General features: G+C 75.8%; 21 protein-coding genes. 10 read left to right on the forward strand and 11 right to left on the reverse strand.

The window, feature by feature from the left end:
- The gene (gene cydC, locus ACI78Z_RS14225) at positions 1-3,345 is read left to right on the forward strand and encodes a thiol reductant ABC exporter subunit CydC (RefSeq protein ID WP_457037180.1); all 3,345 of its coding nucleotides are present in this window, start codon (positions 1-3) and stop codon (positions 3,343-3,345) included.
- Positions 3,346-3,348: 3 nt separating this feature from the next.
- On the opposite strand, the gene ACI78Z_RS14230 is transcribed toward cydC, so the two are convergent.
- A complete protein-coding gene (locus ACI78Z_RS14230) occupies positions 3,349-3,654 on the reverse strand; it encodes a hypothetical protein (protein ID WP_457037181.1) in 306 nt (101 codons plus the stop codon).
- A gap of 149 nt (positions 3,655-3,803) precedes the next feature.
- Between ACI78Z_RS14230 and ACI78Z_RS14235 the strand changes: the two genes are divergently transcribed.
- Positions 3,804-4,364 carry a dihydrofolate reductase family protein gene (locus tag ACI78Z_RS14235; RefSeq protein WP_457037182.1) on the forward strand — a complete coding sequence of 187 codons (561 nt, stop codon included), beginning with the start codon at positions 3,804-3,806 and terminating at the stop codon, positions 4,362-4,364.
- On the opposite strand, the gene ACI78Z_RS14240 is transcribed toward ACI78Z_RS14235, so the two are convergent.
- A complete protein-coding gene (locus tag ACI78Z_RS14240) occupies positions 4,340-4,990 on the reverse strand; it encodes a hypothetical protein (RefSeq protein ID WP_457037183.1) in 651 nt (216 codons plus the stop codon). The two genes, ACI78Z_RS14235 and ACI78Z_RS14240, sit on opposite strands and share 25 nt — an antisense overlap.
- Positions 4,991-5,007: 17 nt before the next feature.
- On the opposite strand from ACI78Z_RS14240, the gene ACI78Z_RS14245 reads away from it, so the two are divergent.
- Positions 5,008-5,235 (forward strand): hypothetical protein, encoded by a 228-nt coding sequence (locus tag ACI78Z_RS14245; RefSeq protein WP_457037184.1) that lies wholly within the window; start codon positions 5,008-5,010, stop codon positions 5,233-5,235.
- 4 nt (positions 5,236-5,239) lie between these two features.
- Here the strand turns inward: ACI78Z_RS14245 and rraA are convergent, their stop codons facing one another.
- Complete coding sequence (gene rraA, locus ACI78Z_RS14250; RefSeq protein WP_457037185.1) at positions 5,240-5,731, reverse strand: ribonuclease E activity regulator RraA; 492 nt, start codon at positions 5,729-5,731, stop codon at positions 5,240-5,242.
- A 76-nt stretch (positions 5,732-5,807) separates the two neighbouring features.
- On the opposite strand from rraA, the gene ACI78Z_RS14255 reads away from it, so the two are divergent.
- Positions 5,808-6,497: a GntR family transcriptional regulator gene (locus ACI78Z_RS14255; RefSeq protein WP_457037186.1), complete on the forward strand. Its 690-nt coding sequence runs from the start codon at positions 5,808-5,810 to the stop codon at positions 6,495-6,497.
- The gene (locus ACI78Z_RS14260) at positions 6,494-7,675 is read left to right on the forward strand and encodes an MFS transporter (protein ID WP_457037187.1); all 1,182 of its coding nucleotides are present in this window, start codon (positions 6,494-6,496) and stop codon (positions 7,673-7,675) included. The genes ACI78Z_RS14255 and ACI78Z_RS14260 overlap by 4 nt, the downstream gene beginning before the upstream one ends.
- Positions 7,676-7,678: 3 nt before the next feature.
- Here ACI78Z_RS14260 and ACI78Z_RS14265 read toward each other — a convergent pair whose 3' ends face one another.
- Genes ACI78Z_RS14265 through ACI78Z_RS14280 form a run of 4 tightly spaced genes read right to left on the reverse strand, consistent with a single transcriptional unit; the run spans position 7,679 to position 10,993 of the window.
- Positions 7,679-8,755, reverse strand: coding sequence for an isocitrate/isopropylmalate dehydrogenase family protein (locus ACI78Z_RS14265; RefSeq protein ID WP_457037188.1), 1,077 nt, complete (start codon positions 8,753-8,755; stop codon positions 7,679-7,681).
- Between the two features lie 5 nt (positions 8,756-8,760).
- The gene (locus tag ACI78Z_RS14270) at positions 8,761-10,173 is read right to left on the reverse strand and encodes an NAD-dependent succinate-semialdehyde dehydrogenase (RefSeq protein ID WP_457037189.1); all 1,413 of its coding nucleotides are present in this window, start codon (positions 10,171-10,173) and stop codon (positions 8,761-8,763) included.
- Positions 10,170-10,685 (reverse strand): cupin domain-containing protein, encoded by a 516-nt coding sequence (locus tag ACI78Z_RS14275; protein ID WP_457037190.1) that lies wholly within the window; start codon positions 10,683-10,685, stop codon positions 10,170-10,172. Before ACI78Z_RS14275 ends, ACI78Z_RS14270 begins: the two co-directional genes overlap by 4 nt.
- Positions 10,682-10,993, reverse strand: a complete 312-nt coding sequence (locus ACI78Z_RS14280; RefSeq protein WP_457037191.1) for a putative quinol monooxygenase — start codon at positions 10,991-10,993, stop codon at positions 10,682-10,684. Before ACI78Z_RS14280 ends, ACI78Z_RS14275 begins: the two co-directional genes overlap by 4 nt.
- A gap of 71 nt (positions 10,994-11,064) precedes the next feature.
- Between ACI78Z_RS14280 and ACI78Z_RS14285 the strand changes: the two genes are divergently transcribed.
- Entirely contained in the window at positions 11,065-12,126 is a 1,062-nt protein-coding gene (locus ACI78Z_RS14285; RefSeq protein ID WP_457037192.1) for an Ldh family oxidoreductase, read from the forward strand.
- Positions 12,123-12,830: a GntR family transcriptional regulator gene (locus tag ACI78Z_RS14290; protein WP_457037193.1), complete on the forward strand. Its 708-nt coding sequence runs from the start codon at positions 12,123-12,125 to the stop codon at positions 12,828-12,830. The genes ACI78Z_RS14285 and ACI78Z_RS14290 overlap by 4 nt, the downstream gene beginning before the upstream one ends.
- 39 nt (positions 12,831-12,869) lie before the next feature.
- Here the strand turns inward: ACI78Z_RS14290 and ACI78Z_RS14295 are convergent, their stop codons facing one another.
- From ACI78Z_RS14295 to ACI78Z_RS14310, 4 genes are all read right to left on the reverse strand, one after another.
- Positions 12,870-14,012, reverse strand: coding sequence for an alanine racemase (locus ACI78Z_RS14295; RefSeq protein ID WP_457037194.1), 1,143 nt, complete (start codon positions 14,010-14,012; stop codon positions 12,870-12,872).
- Between the two features lie 49 nt (positions 14,013-14,061).
- Positions 14,062-14,457, reverse strand: coding sequence for a universal stress protein (locus ACI78Z_RS14300; protein ID WP_457037195.1), 396 nt, complete (start codon positions 14,455-14,457; stop codon positions 14,062-14,064).
- Between the two features lie 81 nt (positions 14,458-14,538).
- Positions 14,539-15,252, reverse strand: a complete 714-nt coding sequence (locus tag ACI78Z_RS14305; RefSeq protein WP_457037196.1) for a response regulator — start codon at positions 15,250-15,252, stop codon at positions 14,539-14,541.
- Positions 15,249-16,838: an ATP-binding protein gene (locus tag ACI78Z_RS14310; RefSeq protein WP_457037197.1), complete on the reverse strand. Its 1,590-nt coding sequence runs from the start codon at positions 16,836-16,838 to the stop codon at positions 15,249-15,251. The genes ACI78Z_RS14305 and ACI78Z_RS14310 overlap by 4 nt, the downstream gene beginning before the upstream one ends.
- Positions 16,839-17,020: 182 nt before the next feature.
- On the opposite strand from ACI78Z_RS14310, the gene ACI78Z_RS14315 reads away from it, so the two are divergent.
- Genes ACI78Z_RS14315 through ACI78Z_RS14325 form a run of 3 tightly spaced genes read left to right on the forward strand, consistent with a single transcriptional unit; the run spans position 17,021 to position 20,153 of the window.
- Positions 17,021-18,028: a Bug family tripartite tricarboxylate transporter substrate binding protein gene (locus ACI78Z_RS14315; RefSeq protein WP_457037198.1), complete on the forward strand. Its 1,008-nt coding sequence runs from the start codon at positions 17,021-17,023 to the stop codon at positions 18,026-18,028.
- Positions 18,025-18,540 (forward strand): tripartite tricarboxylate transporter TctB family protein, encoded by a 516-nt coding sequence (locus tag ACI78Z_RS14320; protein ID WP_457037199.1) that lies wholly within the window; start codon positions 18,025-18,027, stop codon positions 18,538-18,540. The genes ACI78Z_RS14315 and ACI78Z_RS14320 overlap by 4 nt, the downstream gene beginning before the upstream one ends.
- Entirely contained in the window at positions 18,540-20,153 is a 1,614-nt protein-coding gene (locus tag ACI78Z_RS14325; protein ID WP_457037200.1) for a tripartite tricarboxylate transporter permease, read from the forward strand. The genes ACI78Z_RS14320 and ACI78Z_RS14325 overlap by 1 nt, the downstream gene beginning before the upstream one ends.
- The last annotated feature ends 346 nt before the right edge of the window (positions 20,154-20,499 follow it).

Genomic DNA, 20,499 nt, shown 5'->3' on the forward strand with positions numbered 1-20,499 from the left:
GTGCCCGGGGTGACGGGGGCGCTGGTCCGTGCCGCGTTCGCGGCGCTCGGCCAGGTCGCCGGGCTGGTGCTGCTGGCCGGCGGGCTGGCGCACGCCGTCGCACGGGCCGCAGGGCAGGCCGACGGCGCGCTCGCCGGGCCGCTGCTCGCCGCGGCCGCCGGCGTGGTGCTGCGCGCGGTCGCCGGCTGGGCCGGCGAGCGGATGGCCGCGCGGGACGCCCGGCGCGCCGAGGAGCAGCTGCGGGCGGCGCTGACCGCCCGGCTCGCGGCCTCCCCCGCCGCGGTCGCCGCGGCCGGCGGTCCCGGCCCGGCCGCGGTGCTGGCCACCACCCGGCTGGCCGACCTCGGGCCCGCGCTGGCCACCCGCCTCCCCGCGCTGGCACAGGCGCTGGTCGTGCCGCCGGTGCTGCTCGTCGTCCTCGCCTGGACCGACCTGCTCTCCGCCGTCCTGGTCGCGGTCACCCTGCCGCTGGTGCCGCTGTTCATGGTGCTGGTCGGGCTGACCACCCGGGACGGCACGACGGCGGCCGCCCGCGCCCTGGACCGCATCGCCGCGCACGTCGCCGAGCTGGTCCGCGGGCTGCCGGTGCTGGTCGGCCTGGGCCGGGCCGCCGAGCAGGCCGCGGCCCTCGCCGAGCTGGGCGAGGCCTCCCGCCGGCGCACCCTGTCGGTGCTGCGCCTGGCCTTCCTCTCCGCGCTGGTGCTCGAGCTGCTCGCCACGCTGTCGGTCGCGCTGGTCGCGGTCACCGTCGGTCTGCGGCTGGTCCACGGCGACGTGGAACTCGCGGTCGGCCTGACCGCGCTGCTGCTCGCCCCGGAGGCCTTCGCCCCGCTGCGCGCACTCGGTGCGGCCCACCACGCCGGTGAGGACGCCGCGCTGGCCGCCACCGAGGCGCGCGCGGTGCTGGCGGCGCCGGAACCGGCCACCCCGGACGCGGAGGACGGCGGGAACGACCCGCGCGGCGCCGACGTCGCCGTCACCGGGCTGACCGTCCGCTTCCCGGGTCGCACCGGCGCGGCCCTGCCACCGGTCGACCTCGCCGTCCGGCCCGGCGAGCTGGTCGCCCTCCGCGGGGCCAGCGGCTCGGGCAAGTCGACGCTGCTCGCCGTCCTCGCCGGGCTGGCCGACCCGGCCGCGGAGGTGCGCGGCACGGTGGCCGGGGTCCCGGCCGGCGGCGTCGCGTACGTGCCGCAGCACCCGCGCACCACGGGCGCGACGGTCGCCGACGAGCTGCGCCGGCACGCGGGCTCCGACCCGGGCATGGACGAACTGGTCGGCGAGGCCTACGTCGTCGAGGCGCTGGCCCGGGTCGGCGCGACCGACCTGGCCGGCCGCGACTGCGCCACCCTCTCCCCCGGCGAGCTGCAGCGGGTGGCGCTGGCCCGGGCGCTGGTGCGGATCCGTCGCGGCGCCCGGCTGCTGCTGCTCGACGAGCCGACCGCGCACCTGGACGACGCGGCCGCCGCGACGGTGGCCGCGGTGCTGGCCGGGCTGCGCGGCACGGTGAGCGTCCTGCTGGTCACCCACGACCCGGCCCTGGCCGCCCTCGCCGACCGGACCGTCGACCTGCCCGCCGCGCCGCCCGCCGCCGCCCCGCCCGCGTCGAGACCTGCGAACTCGTGGCCCTCAGCCGCTCATCGCCACGAGATCGCAGGTCTCGACGGGCCGCCCGCAGGTCTCGACGGGCCGCCCGCCGGTCCCGCACCGGTACCCGGCGCTCGCTGGCCGCGGCCGGCGCTGGTCCGCGCGGTCGCCGCCGGCACCGCCTCGGCCGGGGCCGGCGTGGCGCTCACGGCGGTGTCGGGCTGGCTGATCGTCCGGGCCGCCGAGATGCCGCCGGTGCTCACCCTGCTGGTCGCGATCGTCGGCGTGCGGGCGTTCGGGCTGGGCCGCGCCGGGCTGCGCTGGGTCGAGCGGATGACCGCGCACGACGCCGCGCTGCGGCTGGCCGCGGACCTGCGGGTGCGGGTCTGGCGGGCGCTGGCCGCCCAGGGCCTCGCGGCCGACCGGACGCCGGGCTCGGCGCTGGCCCGCGTGGTCGGCGACGTCGGCCTGGTGCAGGACCTCTCGGTGCGCGTCGTCCCGCCGGCCCTGGTCGCCGGCACCGTGACGACGGCGACCGTCGGCGCGCTGGCGCTGGTCTCCCCCGCGGCCGCCGGCGCCGCGGCCGCGGTCCTGCTCGTCACCGTCGCGCTGGTGCTCGCCGCGCACCGGCGGGTGGACGCGGGCGCCGCGCGCGCGGAGGCGGCGCTGCGGGTGGCCGCGCTGCGCGACACCACCACCGCGCTCGAGGGCGCGGCCGACCTGCGGGCGCACGGGCTGGCCGGCCGGACGGCTGCCGACCTCGCCGGCCTGGCCGCCGAGCGCACCGCCGCCGACCGCGCGCGCACCCGCGCCGGCGCGCTGGGCACCGGGGTCGTCGTCCTCGGCACCGGGCTGGCCGCGGTCGCCGCTGCGGCGGCCGGCGCCGCGGCCGGGGTCGACGGCCCGGCGATCGCCGTGCTCGCCCTCGCCCCGCTGACACTCGCCGAGCCGCTGGCCGGCCTGGTGACCGCGCTGCAGCGGCGCGGGACCCTCGCCGACGCCCGCGACCGCCTCGACGCCGTCCTCACCGCGCCGGTGCCGGCCGACCCCGCCGATCCGCAGCCGGCCCCCGCGCCGGTGCGCGACCTGGCCACCGACGGCCTGGTCGCCGGCTGGCCCGGCGGATCGGACGTCCTCCGCGGCCTCACGACGTCGGCGCACGCCGACGGCGGCTGGCTGGTCGTACGCGGCCCCTCGGGCGCGGGCAAGTCGACGTTCCTCGCCGTGCTGCTCGCCGCGCTGCGGCCGCGGGCCGGCCGGTACGCGCTGGGCGGCGTCGACACCGCGCGGCTGAGCGGGGACGGCGTCCGCTCGCGGATCGCCTGGCTGCCCCAGGAGGCGCACGTGTTCGCCTCGAGCATCCGCGCCAACCTGGCCCTGGCCGCGCCGCGCGGGGAGCTGGCCGGACCGGACGGCGAGGCCCGGATGCGCGCGGCGCTGCAGGCCACGGGGCTGGGCGGGCTGCTCGCCGGTCTGCCCGAGGGGCTGGACACCCCGGTCGGTGCAGGCGGCACCGCGCTGTCCGGCGGGGAGCGGCGGCGGCTGGCCGCGGCCCGGGCGCTGCTGGCCGGCCGGGACGTCGTGCTGCTCGACGAGCCGACCGCGCACCTGGACCCGCCCACCGCCGCGGCGCTGCTGCGCGACCTGCGCGCCGCGCTCGCCGGCCGGGTGGTGGTGTGCGTGACGCACGACGACGCCGTCGCGCAGCCCGGCGACGGCGTCGTCCGGCTGGGAGCGATGGAGGCCGCGCCGGTCGGCTGAGCGCTAGGCGGCCGCGACGTGCGGCCGGGCGACGGGTTCCGGCCGGGCGCGGACGACCTCGAATCCCGGGGACGCGGGCAGCTGCGGGTCGACGACGAACGGGATCCCGCCGAGCTCCGCCCGCGCCCGCACGTCCGCGCGGGTGTCGGGGTCCAGCTGGGCGAGCACGCGGTCGAGCAGCTCGGGCCGGAGCCGGAGCTGCCGGGGCGCCGCGGCGCGCGGATCCCGGGCGACCGCGACGACGTCGCCGGCGATGTCCGGCCGCGCCCAGTGGATCGGGTGGGTGCCTCTGACGATGGCCTCGGACATGGTGCCCTCCTGGGCGGTTCCCCCGCGTCCGGTTCAACACCGGCGGGAGGTGGTGCATGCCTGGTGTAGCCCAGAGGTACGACGCTTTCCGGAGATACCGCACGGGTCGGACGTCCCCTCTCGCCGGTGCCGTCGGGCACGCTGCGGTCATGGACGCGTCCTTCACCGGTTCGGTGTTCCTCGGCATGAGCGTCGACGGGTTCATCGCCCGTCCGGACGGCGACCTCGCCTGGCTGACCGGCGGGGACGACGCCGGAGGCGCTCCGGACGACGGCGAGGGCGGCGACTTCGGGTTCGCCGAGTTCGTCTCCGGCATCGACGCGCTGGTGATGGGCCGCAGCACCTACGAGGTGATCGCGCCCCTGGCCGAGTGGCCGTACCAGGGGAAGCCGGTGCACGTGATCAGCACGACGCTCGAGCCCGGCGACGACGCCCGCATCACCGTGCACCGCTCGTCCGACGAGGCGGTCGCCGCCCTGACCGCCGCCGGGTACCGCCGCGTCTACGTCGACGGCGGACGCACGGTGCACGACTTCCTCGCCGCCGGGCTGATCGGCGACCTCACCCTCTCCCGGGTGCCGGTGCTCATCGGCGAGGGCCACACCCCGTTCGGGCCGCTGCCGGCCGACGTGCCGCTCGAGCACGTGCGCACGCAGACCTACCGCGGCGGGATGGTGCAGACGACCTACCGGGTCCGCCGCGCGGGCTGAGCCGCCGGGACGGCGACCGGGATCTCCGGGCCGAGCGTCGCGCCCTCCAGCAGCCGCAGGTCGTCGCCGGACCAGAAGCTGCCCGGGTCGTAGGCGTTGCGCGGGCGGCGGCCGTCGAGCAGGCCCATGGCGGTGTAGGTCGTGGCCACCAGCTCGGCGCAGTACACCGTCTCCGCCGAGGTCCCCCGGCGCAGCCGTCCGGTCAGCCAGCTGCGCGCCAGCCCCGGGGTGGTGGGGAAGGGCCGGCCGTCGAGGCGGGCGACCGTCCGCAGGACGGCGTCCTCCATCTCCCGGGTCACGCCGCCGTCGTCGGCCGGGCCGACCAGCTGGCGCAGCCAGGCCCGCTGCCCGTAGCGCTGCCGCCAGGTGCGGACGGCGTCGGCGAGGTCGTGCAGCTGGACGCCGCGCTGGTGCTGGCCGGTCCACACGTCGGGCAGCGAGCGGCCGAGTTCGGCGTGCCAGAGCAGCGGCGGCAGGTCCTCGAGGACGACGGCCATGCCGACGTGGTTGACCGGGGCGTTGGTCAGCGTCCGGATCGCCCGGTCGGCCACCGAGGCGCCGCGGAAGACCCACACGTCGCCGGTGCGGGTGAGGTCGACCGCCTCGTCCAGGCTGAGCTCGGGCACGGCGCTACGTTAGGTCCGTGCGCCTCTGGAAGCTGCTCGGGCTGGCCGGTCTCGCCGGCGTCGCGGCGACCGGGGCGGTGCTGGCCCGGGGGGAACGGCAGCGCCGCGCGCACACCCCCGAGGAGATCCGCACCCGGCTGCGCGAGCGGCACGCCGCGCTGGCCGACGTCCCCGCACCCGTGACGCCCGCCGAGCTGGCCTCCGGGCGCGGGCACCGGCTGGCCCGGCTGCTGCGCCGCCGCTGACCGCTCAGGCCGGCGGCACGGGGAGGACGACGACGCCGTCCCGGTCGGCGGCCAGCCACTCCCCCTCCCGGAACACCACGCCGGCGAACACGACCGGCAGCCCGGCCTGACCCGAGTGCAGGCCCTTCACGCTGCGCCGCGGATGGGTCGCCAGCGCCCGCACCCCGATCGGCTGGGCGTCGATCTCGTCCGCGTCGCGCACCGCGCCGTTGACCACCACGCCGGCCCAGCCGTTCTCCGCGGCGGCGACGGCGAGGTTGCCGCCGAGGAGCGCACAGCGCAGCGAGCCGCCGCCGTCGACGACGAGCACCCGGCCCTCCCCCGGCTGCTCGACCGCCGCGCGGACCATCGCGTTGTCCTCGAACACCTTGAGCGTCGTGATCGGCCCGCTGAACGCCGTCCGGCCGCCGAACGCCTGGAACAGCGGGTCGCAGACCTGCGCGTCGGGGTGGGCGTCGGAGAGGTCGGTGGTGGCGTGCACGGGACCGTCGGTCATGCCGGAGAGGTTATAACCTAGGCGTGTCGGATCGCAGCTCGACGCGGTTTGCGCAGCTCACGGTGACGGGGAGGTTGTGATAATCATCCAGGACGGCGTCGCCACGAAGAGCGAGCTGGCCTACGCGCGGGTGCGGGAGATGGTGCTGACCGGCGAGCTCGAGCCGGGTTCGGTGCTCAACCAGGCCACCCTCGCCCGGCAGATCGGCATCAGCACCACGCCGCTGCGGGAGGCGCTGCGCCGGCTGGCCGAGCAGGGGCTGGTGGAGCTCGGCGCGCACCGCGACGCCCGGATCGCCCCGCTGGACGCCACCGAGGCGCGCGACCTGGTGGAGCTGCGGCAGGACCTCGACCCGCTCGCCGCCGGCCTGGCCGCGCACCGCCGCACCGCCGCCGACCTCGCGGAGATGGCCGACAGCCTCGACCGGCTCGAGTCGCTGCCGGACGACCCGACGCCCGCGCAGCTGGCCGGGCACCGCCGGTTCCACGCGGCCCTCTACCGCGCGTCGCACAACGCGTTGCTGGTCGAGACCCTCGACGGCCTGTGGGACAAGACCGACCGCTACCGCCGGCACGCGCTGCGGGCCGGGCGCAGCGACGAGGAGCGCGCGCAGCGGGCGGAGGAGCACCGGCTGCTGTTCGAGGCGGTCCAGGACCGCGACGCGGCGGCGGCCACCGACCTCATGCGCCGCCACGTCGAGACCAGCCTGGCCGCGCGGGCGGCCGGCCGGCTGGCCGCCGGCGACCGCACCCAGCGGACCGCATGAGCGCGCGGCTCCCCGGTGGACGGCGGCTGCTCGCCCTGCTGCTGGTGCACTCCGCGCTCACCCAGGTCGTCACCTTCGTGCTGCGCCCGACCTCGGCGTACCGGGCGATCGAGCTGGACGTGCCGGCCGCCTGGCTCGGCGCCCTGACCGCGTCCTTCGCCGTCGTCCCGCTGGTGCTCGCCGTCCCGTCCGGGCAGGCCACCGACCGGTTCGGCGAGCGGCGGGTGATGCTGGCCGGCGCGGTCCTGACGCTGCTGTCGGCGGCCCTCTTCGCCAGCGAGCGCGGCGGGGCGGCCGGGCTGGTGGCCGCCAGCGTCGTGCTCGGCACCGGCCACCTGCTGTCGGTCGTCGGCCAGCAGGCGGCCGTGGCCAACACCGCGGGGCCCGGGCGCTTCGACACCGCATTCGGGTACTACACGTTCGCCGCGTCCCTCGGCCAGGCGCTCGGGCCCGCGCTGATCACCGTGGTGGGCGGGGAGGGCGCGCTGCCCGACACCCGGCCGATCTTCCTGGTGGCCGGGGGGATCGCCGTCCTGCTGCTGGCGTGCACGGCCGTCCTGCGGTTCCCGGTCCGCGAGCGCACCGGCGGCTCCGCCGAGACCGGCGGCATGGGCACGCTGCTGCGCCTGCCCGGCCTGGTGCGGGCGCTCACGGTCAGCTGCGTGGTGCTCGCCGCCGTCGACATCACGCTGGTCTACCTACCCGCCCTCGGCGCCGACCGCGGACTCGCCGCCGGCGTGGTCGGCCTGCTCCTCACGCTGCGCGCGGCCGCGTCGATGACCTCGCGGTTCTTCCTCGGCCGGCTGGTGCGCCTGGCCGGACGGCGGCGGCTGATGCTGGCCAGCGTCGCGCTGTCGGCGGTATCGATGGCGGCGGTCGCGGTGCCGACGCCGGTCGCCGGGACGGTGGTCCTGGTGGTCCTGCTCGGGCTGGGGCTCGGCGTCGGCCAGCCGCTCACCATGTCGTGGCTGGCGGAGATGGCGCCGGCGGGGTTGCGCGGCCGGGCCATGTCGCTGCGGCTCACCGGCAACCGGCTCGGCCAGGTGCTCATCCCCAGCACGGTCGGGCTGCTCGCCGCCGGCGTCGGTTCCGCCGGGGTGCTGTGGGCGACCGCCGGCGCGCTGGCCCTGGCCGGGGCCGCCGCCCGCCGGCTGCACGTCGACGGCGGTGGCCCCTGACCCTCACCCCGCGATCCGGGCCACCACGGCATCGGTGAACTCGTCGGTGGAGGCGGCGCCGCCGAGATCGCGGGTGCTCACGCCGTCGCGCACGGCAGCGCGGACCCCGGACTCCAGCCGCTCGGCGGCGTCGGCGGCCCGCTCGTCGCCGTGCCGCGTGCCCAGCCAGTCGAGCAGCATCCCCGCCGACAGGATCATCGCGATCGGGTTGGCCAGGCCCGTCCCCGCGATGTCGGGAGCGGAGCCGTGCGCGGCCTGCGCCATGCAGCGGTCGTCGGAGGCGTTGACCGACGGCGCGATGCCGAGGGAACCGGCCAGCTCACCGGCCATGTCGCTGAGGATGTCGCCGAACATGTTCTCGGCGACGACGACGTCGAAGTCGGCGGCCCGGCGCAGCAGGTGCACCGTCATCGCGTCGATGTGGAAGTCGTCGACGACCACGTCCGGACAGCCCTCGCCCACCTCCAGGCAGACGCGCTTGAACAGCCCGGAGCTCAGCTGCAGCACGTTGGCCTTGTGCACGATGGTCAGCCGGTGGCGCCGCCGGCGGGCCAGCTCGAACGCCGCCCGGGCGATCCGCTCGACGGCGCGGCGGGTGAACACGCCCATCGCGACGGCGACGTCGGGGGTGGGCATCCACTCCCCCGTGCCGGCGAAGGTGTTGCGGTCGGCGTAGAAGCCCTCGGTGTTCTCGCGGACGATCACCAGGTCGGTGTCGGGGGCGATCGCCTTCCCGCCCTCGAAGGCGCGCGCCGGGCGGATGTTCGCGTACAGGTCGAAGTGCTTGCGCAGGGTGCCGCTCGGGTTGAGCTGCGACCGGAACGGCTCGGGATAGGCGGCGCTGTCGTGCGGGCCGAGCAGCCAGCCGTCGGACCCGGCCAGCGCCTCCAGCGTGCTGCCGGGGATGGCGCTGCCGTGCGTTTCGATGGCGGCGGCCCCGAGCGGCAGCTCCAGCCACTCGACCGGTGCCGCACCGGCGGCGGCCAGCGCGGCGTCGACAACGCGGACCGCGGCGGGGACGATCTCCGGGCCGATGCCGTCGCCCAGCAGGACGCCGAGCCGGTAGGGGGCGTTCCTCATGTCGCTCACTCCGATGCAGGGGCCGTCGCGGTGGGTGCGTCGTGCACCCACCACGTGCGGACGTTGACGAACTCGCGGATGCCGGCCGCGGCCAGCTCCCGCCCGTAGCCGCTGGCGCGGGTGCCGCCGAAGGGCATGCGGACGTCGGAGGCGACCAGCGCGTTGACGAAGGCCGCGCCCGAGCGGATCCGCCGGGCGACGGCGACCCCGCGCCCGGGGTCGGCCGTCCAGACGCTGGCCCCCAGCCCGAAGCGGGTGTCGTTGGCGACCCGCACGGCCTCCTCGTCGCCGTCCACCGCGATGACCGCGGCGACCGGGCCGAAGACCTCCTCGTCGTAGGCCGGCATGCCGGGGCGGACGCCGGCCAGCACGGTGGGCGCGTAGAAGGTGCCCGGACCCTCGAGGCGGTGGCCGCCGGTGAGCAGCCGGGCGCCGGCCGCCACGGAGGCCTCCACCTGCCGGTGCACCCCGTCGAGCAGGTCCGCCCGCGCCATGGGGCCGACGTCGGTGCCCGGCGCCGTGGGGTCCCCGACCGTCAGCGCCTCGACCTCGGCGACCAGCAGCCGGGTGAACTCCTCGGCGACCGAGCCGTCGACCAGCAGCCGCTTCGGCGAGATGCAGCTCTGCCCGGCGTTGAGCAGCCGTCCCCGGGCGGCCAGCGCGGCGACCCGGGGCAGGTCGGCGTCGGCGAGGACGACGAACGGGTCCGAGCCGCCCAGTTCGAGCACGGACTTCTTGACGGCGGCACCGGAGGCCGAGCCGACCGCCCGGCCGGCGCGCTCGCTGCCGGTGATCGTGACCGCGCCGATGCGCGGGTCCTCGACCAGCCGCCGGGTCACCGCGGGGACGTCCGGCTCGGCGACCACCAGGGCGGTGAACAGTCCCTCCGGCGCCCCGGCGTCGGCCAGCACGCGCGCCACGGCCAGCGCACACCCGGTGGTGTTCGGGGAGTGCTTGAGCAGAGCGGCGTTGCCGGCCATCAACGCCGGTGCGGCGAACCGCAGCACCTGCCACAGCGGGAAGTTCCACGGCATGACGGCGAGGACCACGCCGACGGGCTCGTAGCCGATCCAGCTGCGGTCGGCGGAGGTGGTCACCGGCTCGTCGGCCAGGAACGCGGCGGCGTGCTCCGCGTACCAGTCGCAGGCCGTGGCGCACTTCTCGACCTCGGCGCGGGCCTCGGTCAGCGGCTTGCCCATCTCGCGGGTGACGAGCAGCGCCAGCTCCTCGGCCTCCTCCCGCAGGACAGCCGCTGCCCGCCGCAGCACGGCGGCGCGGTCCTCGAAGGAGCGGGCGCCCCATGGCACCTGGGCCTGCGCCGCCCGGTCCAGTGCGGCGTCGACGTCGGCGTCCGAGAACGCCGCGTACTCCGCGAGCCGACCGCCCGTGGCGGGGTCGACCGTGACGACGGCGCTCATGCGGGCTCCCCCGAGGGCGGCACGGCGTCTTCGCCCCGGCGCACGGGCCCAGCGCCTTGGCCCCGGCGCACGGGTCCAGCGCCACGGTCGCTGTCGGACAGGTGCTCGAAGGTCTCGCCGGTGGCGGTGATGGTGCGGGTGACGTCGCGGCCGCCGTAGACCCAGTAGATGGTCATCGGCCCCTCGCCGCGGTTGCGGAAGCAGTGCGGGACGCCGGCGGGCACCCACGTCGCCTGGCCGGCGACCAGGTCGAACTCGTCGTCGCCGACCACCGCGGTGGCCTCCCCCTCGAACACCAGCACCGTCTCCTCGACGTTGTGCGAGTGCAGCGGGATGCCGGTCCCGGGCGCGAAGACGGTCATGCCGGTGGTGACGCGGTTGGTGGCGCAGTTCCACTTCCCGACGAACGGGACGGTGGCGACGCCGTTGCCGCGGTCGAAGCGCTCGATGTCGTCGGGACGCAGCACCATCGACGGCGGTGGGGGCTGCGTCGGCTCGGGTGCAGTGCTCATGCGGACTCCTCGGAGGTGTGGGTGACCAGCAGCTCGCCGGGTGTGTTGACCTGCCCGGCGAGCACCTGCTCGGCGATCTCGCGCCAGCGCGCGAAGTGCGGGGACGCCTTGTGGGCGGCGAACGCCTCGGCGTCGGTGTAGAGCTCGTAGAGGACGAAGCGGTGCGGGTCGTCGGCGACGGAGCAGACGTCGAACCGCAGGCACCCCGGCTCGTCGCGGACGGACGCCTCCGCGTTGGCGGACATGCCGACCAGGAACTGCTCGCGCCGGCCGGGCCGCACCTCCATCTCGACCACCAGGCTGAACACTCTGGACCTCCTCAGGCTTGTATGCGACGCTGTATACAGCTCAGCACACAAGAGGCGGAGGAGGCAAGACGGTGACCGCAGAGCGATTCGCGCCCGAGCCGCTGAGGGCATTCGGCAGCCAGGTGCTGGCGGCGGTGGGCGTGCCGGAGGACGACGCCGCGCTCGTGGCCGACAGCCTCGTGCAGGCCGACCTGTGGGGGCACGGTTCCCACGGCCTGCTGCGGCTGCCCTGGTACGTGGCGCGGCTCCGCAGCGGCGCCATGCGCGCGGTGACCGAGCCGGCGGTCCTGACCGACACGGGGCCGCTGGTGCTCCTCGACGGGCGGGACGGCGTCGGGCAGGTGCTCACCGACCGGGCCCGGGCACTGGCGAGCGAGCGGGCGCGGCAGCACGGGGTGGGCGTCGTCGGCGTCCGGAACTCCAACCACTTCGGCACGGCCATGTGGTTCACCCGGCGGGCCGCCCGCGAGGGCCTCGTCGCCGTCCTGACGACGAACGCGAGCCCGGCGATGGCGCCGTGGGGCGGCCAGGAGAAGCGGATCGGCACCAACCCCTGGTCGATCGCCGCCCCCGGTCCCGACGGGCGGGTGCTCGCCCTCGACATCGCCAACACCGCGGTGGCGCGCGGCAAGATCTACCTGGCGCGCAGCCGGGGCGAGTCGATCCCGGAGTCCTGGGCGCTCAGCGCGGACGGCGCGCCGACGACCGATCCGGCGGAAGGGGTGCTCGGCGTGGTGCTGCCGATGGCCGGTCACAAGGGGTATGCGATCGCCTTCATGATGGACGTGCTGTCCGGGGCGCTGACCGGCAGCGCCGTCGGGACCGGCGTGCACGGGCCGTACGAGCCGGAGACCCGCAGCGGGTGCGGCCACCTGTTCCTCGCCCTGGACCCCGGGGCCTTCGGTGACCGCGCGGGGTACGAGGACCGCGTGCGGCAGCTGGTCGAGGAGGTGACGTCGGTGCCGCTGGCGCAGGGGTTCGACGAGGTGTCCACGCCGGGCGAGGTCGAGGACCGCGCCGAGGCGGCCAACCTGGCCGCCGGGGGCGTCGTCCTCGCCCGGGAGGCGCTGGCCGAGCTCCAGCGACTGGCGGCCGGGACCGGCGTGCCCTTCCCGGGTGAGGTGCGGGCGTGACGGCCGACCCGCAGCCCGAGGAGGCCAGCAAGGCCGACCTGGTCCACCGGCGGCTCCGGGAGGAGATCGAGCTCGGCGAGCTGGCACCGGGGGCGCCGCTGTCGGAGCTGTCCCTCGTCGCGCGCACCGGGGCCTCGCGGACGCCGGTGCGCGAGGCGCTGCGCCGGCTGGCCGCCGAGGGGCTGGTCGACCTCGTGCCGCGGCAGGGGGCGCGGGTCTCCCGGGTGTCGGCCCGCAGCGTGCGGGACCTGTTCGAGTTCCGCGCGCTGCTGGAGCCCGCGGCCGTGCGGCAGGCGACCGAGGCCGCGGCCGCCGACCCCGGGCTGCACCGGGAGTTCGCCGCGATGCGCGAGGCGTTCGCCCGCACCCTGGACCAGCCGCCGTCGACGGCGCGGTCCCGGTCGTTCTACGAGCTGGCCGACCGGTTCGACTGGGCCGTGATCGGCGCGACCCGCAACGAGCACCTGCGCCGCACCATCGCCGAGCTGCGGCCGCACACCGCCCGGCTGCGCAACCTCTCCCACCTGGACCCGCAGCGGGTCGAGGTCTCCGTGGGCGAGCACCTGGCGGTCTGCGACGCGCTGCTCGCCGGGGACGCCGACGGCGCGGCCACCGCCCTCGCCGGGCACCTGGCGCGGAGCCTGGAGACGATCTTCCGCAACCTCGCCGGCGCCCCGTCCGACGGCGTCGAGCTGCTCGGTTAGGCCCTCCGCAGGGTCCCGCCGCGAGTGCGAGCTCGAGGCCTACGCACCTCGAGCATCGATCCTCCACACATCGACGAGCACGTCGCCGCTGACGACGTAGGCGACGTCGAAGAGGTTGATCGAGGGGTCGAGGTGCGGGACGACGCACTCGATCCGTGCGCCGGTGGGCGGCCGGTTGCCGGGAGCGAAGTCGAGCCGGCCGTGCTCGTCGCTGACCGGTCGGTACGACGAACTGGCCAGGTCGATGCCCTCCGGCACGCGCGTGAGTCGCGGGTCGTACCCGTACTTGCTCACGAAGCGCTTGTCGCCGGCATCGGCGATCGCATGGCCGTCCCAGTTGTTGCTGAGGATGCTGGCCTGAACGGTCAGCGCGGCGTCGAAGGGCCATGCGGCTCCGTCCGCCGAGAACGGCATCGCCAGGTACTCCACATCCATCAGCGCATAGCTGCCGCACTGCACTTCGGTGAGGACGGGGTCCTGCAGGTCCAGCGCGATCGAGCCGGTGCTGCCGCCTGTGACGATCGGGGCCGTCGGCAACAGCGGCGCCAGTGCCTCCCGGCTGCGTGTCACCAGGCCGCGGAAGTCCACGTGTGCCGCTGCCCTCTCGGCCGGGTCCCGCATGTGGGAGAGGTGACCGGCATAGAGCTGCAGTCCGACGAGGGCCAGCCCGGGCAGCTGCTGGACGTGCTCGGCCAGCCGACGCGCCTCCTCGACCGAGCCGCAACCGGACCGGCCTCGCCCGGTGTCGATGTCGACGAGGACGTCGGCAGCACAGCCGCGAGCGACGAGCGCATCGCTCAGTCTCCGCGCGGTGATCGCGTTGTCGACCACGAGCGTCAGGTCGCAACCCCGGGAGCGCAGCTCGACGACCCGGGCGGTGTTGGTGTCCGACGAGACGATCGACGTCAGCAGGATCGATGTGTCCAGTGCGGCGAGGACCTCGGCCTCGCCGATGGTCCCCGCACAGAGACCGGCGGCGCCGACCTCGAGCTGCCGCCGGGCGATCTCGAGGCACCTGTGCGCCTTGAAGTGGGGGCGGTGGGAGACGCCCGTGCCGTGGAGGAGGCGGCGCATGGCGGTCAGGTTCGACCGGAGGGCGTCGCGGTCGATCACGAGCGCCGGGGTCGGGAGGCTGTCGCGGAATCCTCGCGCGCCGATGACGGGCTGCGGGCCGGGCGCCATGCTGGTGTCCTCCGTGCCCCGGCTCGTCCGCAGCAGCAGGTGAGAGATCTCAGTAGCCGGCTTTCACGGCGAGCACGGGGCAGTGCGCGTCGAGCAGGATCCGCTGCGCCTGGCTGCCGGTGATGAGCTTCCCGGTGGGGGTCCGGCGGCGCATGCCGATGACGATCAGGCTGGCCTTGACCCGGTCGGCGGCGTCCACGACCTCGTCGGAGGCGTCGTGGCCGGCGACCCGCTGGTCGATCTCGTAGACCACGCCGGCCGCCTCCAGCTTGCCCCGCGCCTGCTCCAGCACCTGCTCGGAGGCGAACCGGGCGTCGACCAGCGCGTCACCCCGCGAGCTGTTGACGACGTGCAGCGGCTGGTCGCGCAGCCGGGCCTCGGCGATGGCGGCGTCGAGGGCGGCCTCGCCCTCGGGAGTGGGGACGTAACCCACGACGATGGTCATGGCCGGAGCGTAGGCAGCCGGAACCGGACCCGTGCCCTTGCGCGCGTAGCGGTCGTTGCGGTCGTTGCGTACCCGCGCCGGTCACCCGGAGCGCAGGGTGAACCGCCGCTCCGGCCGCCCGGCGGTGCCGTAGCGCTGCCGGACGTCGGCCTCCTGCTGCGCGACCAGCTGCTCCAGGTACCGGCGGGCGCTCACCCGCGCCAGCCCCGTCCGCTCGCTGCACTGGGTCGCCGACAGGCCGTCGGTCCCCGCCTGCCGCAGCGCCTCCCGCACCAGCTCCAGCGTCTCCGGCGCGATGCCCTTGGGGGTGACCGGCACCGACCGGCTCCCACCGCGCGCGCCGGTGAACACCCGGTCGACGTCGGCCTGCCGGGCCTGGTCCAGCGCGGCCAGCTCCGACCGGACCCCCGCGTACTCGCGGAGCCGGCTCTCGAAGGTCTGCCGGTCGAAGGGCTTCACCAGGTAGTGCAGGACGCCGCCGTGCAGCGCACTGCGGATGCTCTCCACGTCCCGCGCCGCACTGATGACGACGACGTCGACGTCGACGGAGTCCGCCCGCAGCCGGCGGAGCACCTCCAGGCCGGTCATGTCGGGCAGGTACACGTCGAGCAGCACCAGGTCCGGCCGGAGGCGCTGCACCGCGGCGAGCGCGTCGGCCCCGGTGGACGCCGTCCCCACGACCTCGAACCCGTCGAGGGCCGCCACGAAGCCGGCGTGCACCCGGGCGACCATGAAGTCGTCGTCGACGATGAGCACCCGGATCCCGCCGCCGGTCGCGCCCGCAGGGCCGGTCATGCGTCCACCAGCGCCGGGCCGGCCGGGAGCCGGGCGGTGAACACCGAGCCGCCGTCGGAGCTGGCCGTGACGTCGCCGCCGCGGCGGGTGCACACCAGGTGGACCAGCGACAGGCCGATGCCCCGGCCCCCGGGGACGCCGTCGCCCTTGGTCGACACCCCGCGGCGGAACACCTCGGTCTCCATGCCCGGCGGGACGCCCGGACCGGAGTCGCGGACCACGACGTCCACCTCGCCGTCCACCACGCCCAGCCCCACCTCCACCCAGCGCTCGGTGGCGGTCGAGGCGGCGTCCAGGGCGTTGTCCACGAGGTTGCCGACCACCGTGGCGACGTCGGTGCTGAGCTCCGAGGGCAGCGCGGGGAGGGCGGAGTCCGGGGCGATGCGCAGCTCCACCCCGAGCTCGGCGGCCTGGCTGCCCTTGGCGAACAGCAGGGCGGCGATCGCCGGGTCGCGCACCGCGGCGGTCACCGCGCCGCCGAACTCCGACCGGCTGCTGCTGATCCGGTGCACGAACCGGACCGCCTCCTCGGCCTCGCCCAGCTCGATGAGCCCGGCGATGGTGTGCAGCCGGTTGTCGAACTCGTGGGCCTGGGCCCGCAGCGTGTCGGTGACGTGCCGGGTGAGGTCGAGCTCGCGGCGCAGCTCGAGCAGCTCGGTGCGGTCCCGCAGCGTGGCGACCGCACCCAGCGGCCGGCCCCGGCTGGTGAGCGGCAGCCGGTTGACGACGAGCACCCGGCCGGCGCTGCCCACGGCCCGGTCGCGCTCGACGTCGGGCGACAGCAGCGCCTCGCGCACCTCCTCGGCCACGTCCAGGTCGGCCAGCGTGCGGCCGAGCGCGTTCCCCGGGATGCGCAGCAGCCGGATCGCCTCGTCGTTGACCAGCGTCACCCGCCCGCGCAGGTCGAGCCCGACGACCCCCTCGCGGATGCCGTGCAGCATGGCGTCGCGGTGCTCCACCAGCCCGGCGATCTCGGCGGGCTCCAGCCCGAGCGTCTGCCGCTTCACCCGGCGGGCCACGAGCAGCGACCCGCCGATGCCGAGCACGCTGGCCAGCCCCAGGTAGGTGAGCAGGTTGGGCGCGGCCGCCGACAGGCCCTCGAGGACGCCGGGGTAGGGCCGCTGCACCGCCACGAACCCGAGCACCTCGTCGCCCTCCGGAGAGTAGACGGGGGACATGGCGACCGCGGCCCGGCCGTCGCCGACCTCGACGTCCCCCACCCAGGACCTCCCCTCCAGCACCCGGCTGGCCCCGATGTCGAGGGGCTTCCCCAGCCGGCCGGGGTCGGCGCTGGCGAGCACCGTCCGGTCGGCCCGGGCGACGACGACGTCCTCCGAGCCGGAGTTGCTGCGACTGTTCTCGGCCGCGGCGCGGACGTACTCCAGCAGGCCGGCGGCCAGCGCCTCCCGGGTCGCCCGGGGGTTGGCCAGCGTCTCCGCGACCTCCAGCGCCCGGCGGCCCTCCACCTCCTCCGCGCGCACGGTCGACTGGGCGACGGTGACCGCGGCCACGCCGACGAGGACGACGCAGACGATGACCACCTGCAGCGCGAGCAGCTGGCCGGCGAGCGACAGCCGCCGGGGCACGGGCACTCCTGACTGATCGGGACGGGCACGCCATCGGACCCGGGCCCGGCCCGGCGGCGCAACCCGCTGCCGTGCACACAACGACCACAACGCCCAATGCGCACGCAAGCGTGACACGCGACACGCGGATTGCGACGGTCCCTCCGAGCGGCGGACGTCCGCCGGACACACAGGAGGAACCCATGCGCAACGCTTCCCTGCGGAAGCTCACGGTCGGCACGGTCGCCGCCGGTCTGCTGCTGACCGGCTGCGGCACCACCGCCGAGGGCGGCTCCGCCTCCGGCGGCGGCACCGAGGACGGTCCGGTCAGCGGCCTGCGGATCATGGTCCCGAACTCGCCCGGGAGCGGTTACGACACCACCGCCCGCGCGGCTGCCCAGGTCATGGAGGAGGACGGGCTGGCCCAGGCGATCGAGGTGTTCAACCTCGAGGGCGCCGGTGGCACCGTCGGGCTGCAGCGCCTGGTCAACGAGACCGGCAACGCCGACCTGCTCATGCAGATGGGCCTGGGCGTGGTCGGCGCCCAGTACAGCAACCAGTCCGAGGCCACCCTCGACGAGACCACGCCGATCGCCCGGCTCATCGAGGAGGCCGAGGCGATCGTCGTCCCGGCGGACTCGCCGTTCCAGAGCATCGACGACCTGGTCGCCGCGTGGCAGGCCGACCCGGGCAACACCCCGGTCGGCGGCGCCTCCAACCCCGGCGGCCCGGACCACCTGACCCCGATGCTGCTCGCGCAGGAGGTCGGCGTGACCCCGACCTCGGTCAACTACGTCGCCTACGACGGCGGCGGCGAGCTCCTCGCCGGCATCCTCGGCGGCGACGTGGCCTTCGCGGCCACCGGCGTCGGCGAGGTCACCGAGTCGGCCGCGGCCGGTGACGTGCGCATCCTCGCGGTCACCAGCGAGGAGCCGGTCGAGGGCGTCGACGCCCCGACCCTCACCGAGGAGGGCGTCGACCTGACCTTCACCAACTGGCGCGGGATCGTGGCGGCTCCGGACATCTCCGAGGAGGACGCCCAGCGCCACATCGACCTGATCACCGAGATGCACGACAGCGAGGCCTGGCAGCAGGTGCTCGAGGACCAGGGCTGGACCGACGCCTTCCTCACCGGCGACGAGTTCCGCTCCTTCCTCGACGAGGAGAGCCAGCGGGTCGAGGGCGTGCTGAGCGAGCTGGGCCTGACGTGACCGCCGCCTCCTCAGGAGGCACGACCCAGGAGCAGGGCCGCTCCGAGCTCGGCGTGGCCCTGTTCCTGGGGGCGCTCGGCCTCCTCGTCGTCGTCTCCGCGATGCTGCTGCCGGAGAGCCGGATCGCCCGCGGTCCGGTCGGCCCGGCCGCCGTCCCCCTGGTGGTGGGCGGCCTGCTGGTGGTCACCTCGGTGTTCCTGGCCGTCGACGTCTGGCGCGGCGGCCGCGGGGAGCCCGAGGGCGGCGAGGACATCGAGCTGACCGGGCGCAGCGACTGGCGCACCGTCCTGATGCTCGCCGCGGCGTTCGTCGCGAACGCCCTGCTGATCGAGCCGCTGGGCTGGGTCTTCTCGGGCGCCATCCTGTTCTGGGGCAGCGCCTTCGCCCTCGGCAGCCGGCACTACGTGCGCGACGCGGTGATCGCCGTCGTCCTGTCCATCGGCAGCTTCTACCTGTTCGCCCTGGGGCTGGGCATCGTCCTGCCCCCGGGCATCCTGAGGGGGATCCTCTGATGGGCGCGTTCGCCGAGCTCGCCAACGGGTTCGCCACCGCGCTGACCCCGACCAACCTCGGGTTCGCGCTGCTGGGCGTGCTGCTGGGCACCGCGATCGGCGTGCTGCCGGGCATCGGCCCGGCCATGACCGTGGCCCTGCTGCTGCCGCTGACCCGCGGCCTGGACGTCACCACCGCGCTGATCATGTTCGCCGGCATCTACTACGGCGGCATGTACGGCGGGTCGACGACGTCGATCCTGCTCAACACACCGGGCGAGAGCGCGTCGGTGGTCACCGCCATCGAGGGCAACAAGATGGCCCGGAGCGGCCGGGCCGCGCAGGCGCTGGCCACCGCGGCCATCGGCTCGTTCGTCGCCGGCACCATCGCCACCCTGCTCCTGGCCCTCGTGGCGCCGACGGTCGCCGACCTCGCGGTGGAGATCTCCCCCGCGGACATGTTCGCGGTCATGGTGCTGGCCTTCATCGCGGTGACCTCGGTGCTCGGCAGCTCCCGGATCCGCGGCCTGGCCTCCCTCGGCCTGGGCCTGGCCATCGGCCTGATCGGCATCGACGCCACCTCCGGCCAGCAGCGGCTCACCTTCGGCATCGACGAGCTCGCCGACGGGATCGACGTCGTCGTCGTCGCGGTCGGGCTGTTCGCCGTGGGCGAGGCGCTGTGGACGGCGGCCCACCTGCGCCGGCGTCCGGTCGAGGTCATCCCGGTCGGCAACCCGCGGATGAGCCGGTCGGACTGGCGGCGGTCGTGGAAGCCCTGGCTGCGCGGCACCGCGATCGGCTTCCCGTTCGGCGCCGTGCCGGCCGGCGGCGCCGAGGTGCCGACGTTCCTCTCCTACGTCTCCGAGAAGCGGCTCTCCAAGCACCCCGAGGAGTTCGGCAAGGGCGCCATCGAGGGCGTGGCCGGCCCGGAGGCGACCAACAACGCCTCCGCCGCCGGCGGTCTCGTGCCGCTGCTCACGCTCGGCATCCCGACGACGGCGACCGCGGCGATCATGCTGTCGGCGATCGAGAGCTACGGCATCCAGCCGGGGCCCCGCCTGTTCGACGCCGAGCCGGAGCTGGTGTGGGGCCTGATCGCCAGCCTCTTCATCGGCAACGCGGCGCTGCTCCTGCTCAACCTGCCGCTCGCGCCGGTGTGGGCCCGGCTGCTGCGCATCCCGCGCACGTACCTGTACGCGGGGATCCTGTTCTTCGCCAGCCTCGGGGCCTACGCGGCCAACGCCAACGTGTTCGACCTGTTCCTGCTTCTGGTGATCGGCGCGCTCGGCTTCATGATGCGGCGCTACGGGCTGCCACTGCTGCCGGCGATCATCGGGGTGATCCTCGGGCCGTTCTCCGAGGAGCAGCTGCGGCAGGCCCTGCAGATCAGCAACGGCGACCTGGGCGGCCTGGTGACCCCGATGTCGGTCGTCGTCTACGTCATCGTGGCGCTCATCCTGCTGTTCCCGCTGATCCGCCGCGTGCTGCCGCAGAAGGCGCACGTGCCGGTGCTCGACGAGGCGGTGCACGAGATCGAGGAGGCGCACCACCACCACGGGACGACCGACGCGATCTCGGTGGAGACCCAGGCCAAGCGGAGGTCCGACCGGTCGAACGACTCCGACGGGTACTGACGACGACGCCCGAGGGGGCAGGGAGCCGGTCGGCTCCCTGCCCCCTCCGTCGTCCCTGCTGACCGGAGGCGACCGGTCCCGGGACGGAGGGCAACCGCCACACCCGGCCGCCGCCCGCGTCCTTCCCCGGACCGGCGGCGGGGTCGACACTGCTCGCACCCGCCGGCGTCGCCGGGTGTCGTACTGGGTCGTCCGCCCGGTGACGCCGACGCGGTACCCCGCCCACGAGGCCCTCCTGCAGGTCGCAGGAGCCCGTCCCCACCCGTCGTCGCAGGACCCCCTGCTCCCCGCGGGGCCGGCGGGACCCGGGACGGGGCCGGGGGCAGGAGGGTCCTCCTCCTGCGAG

The sequence above is a fragment of the Geodermatophilus sp. SYSU D01176 genome, from assembly GCF_054050015.1.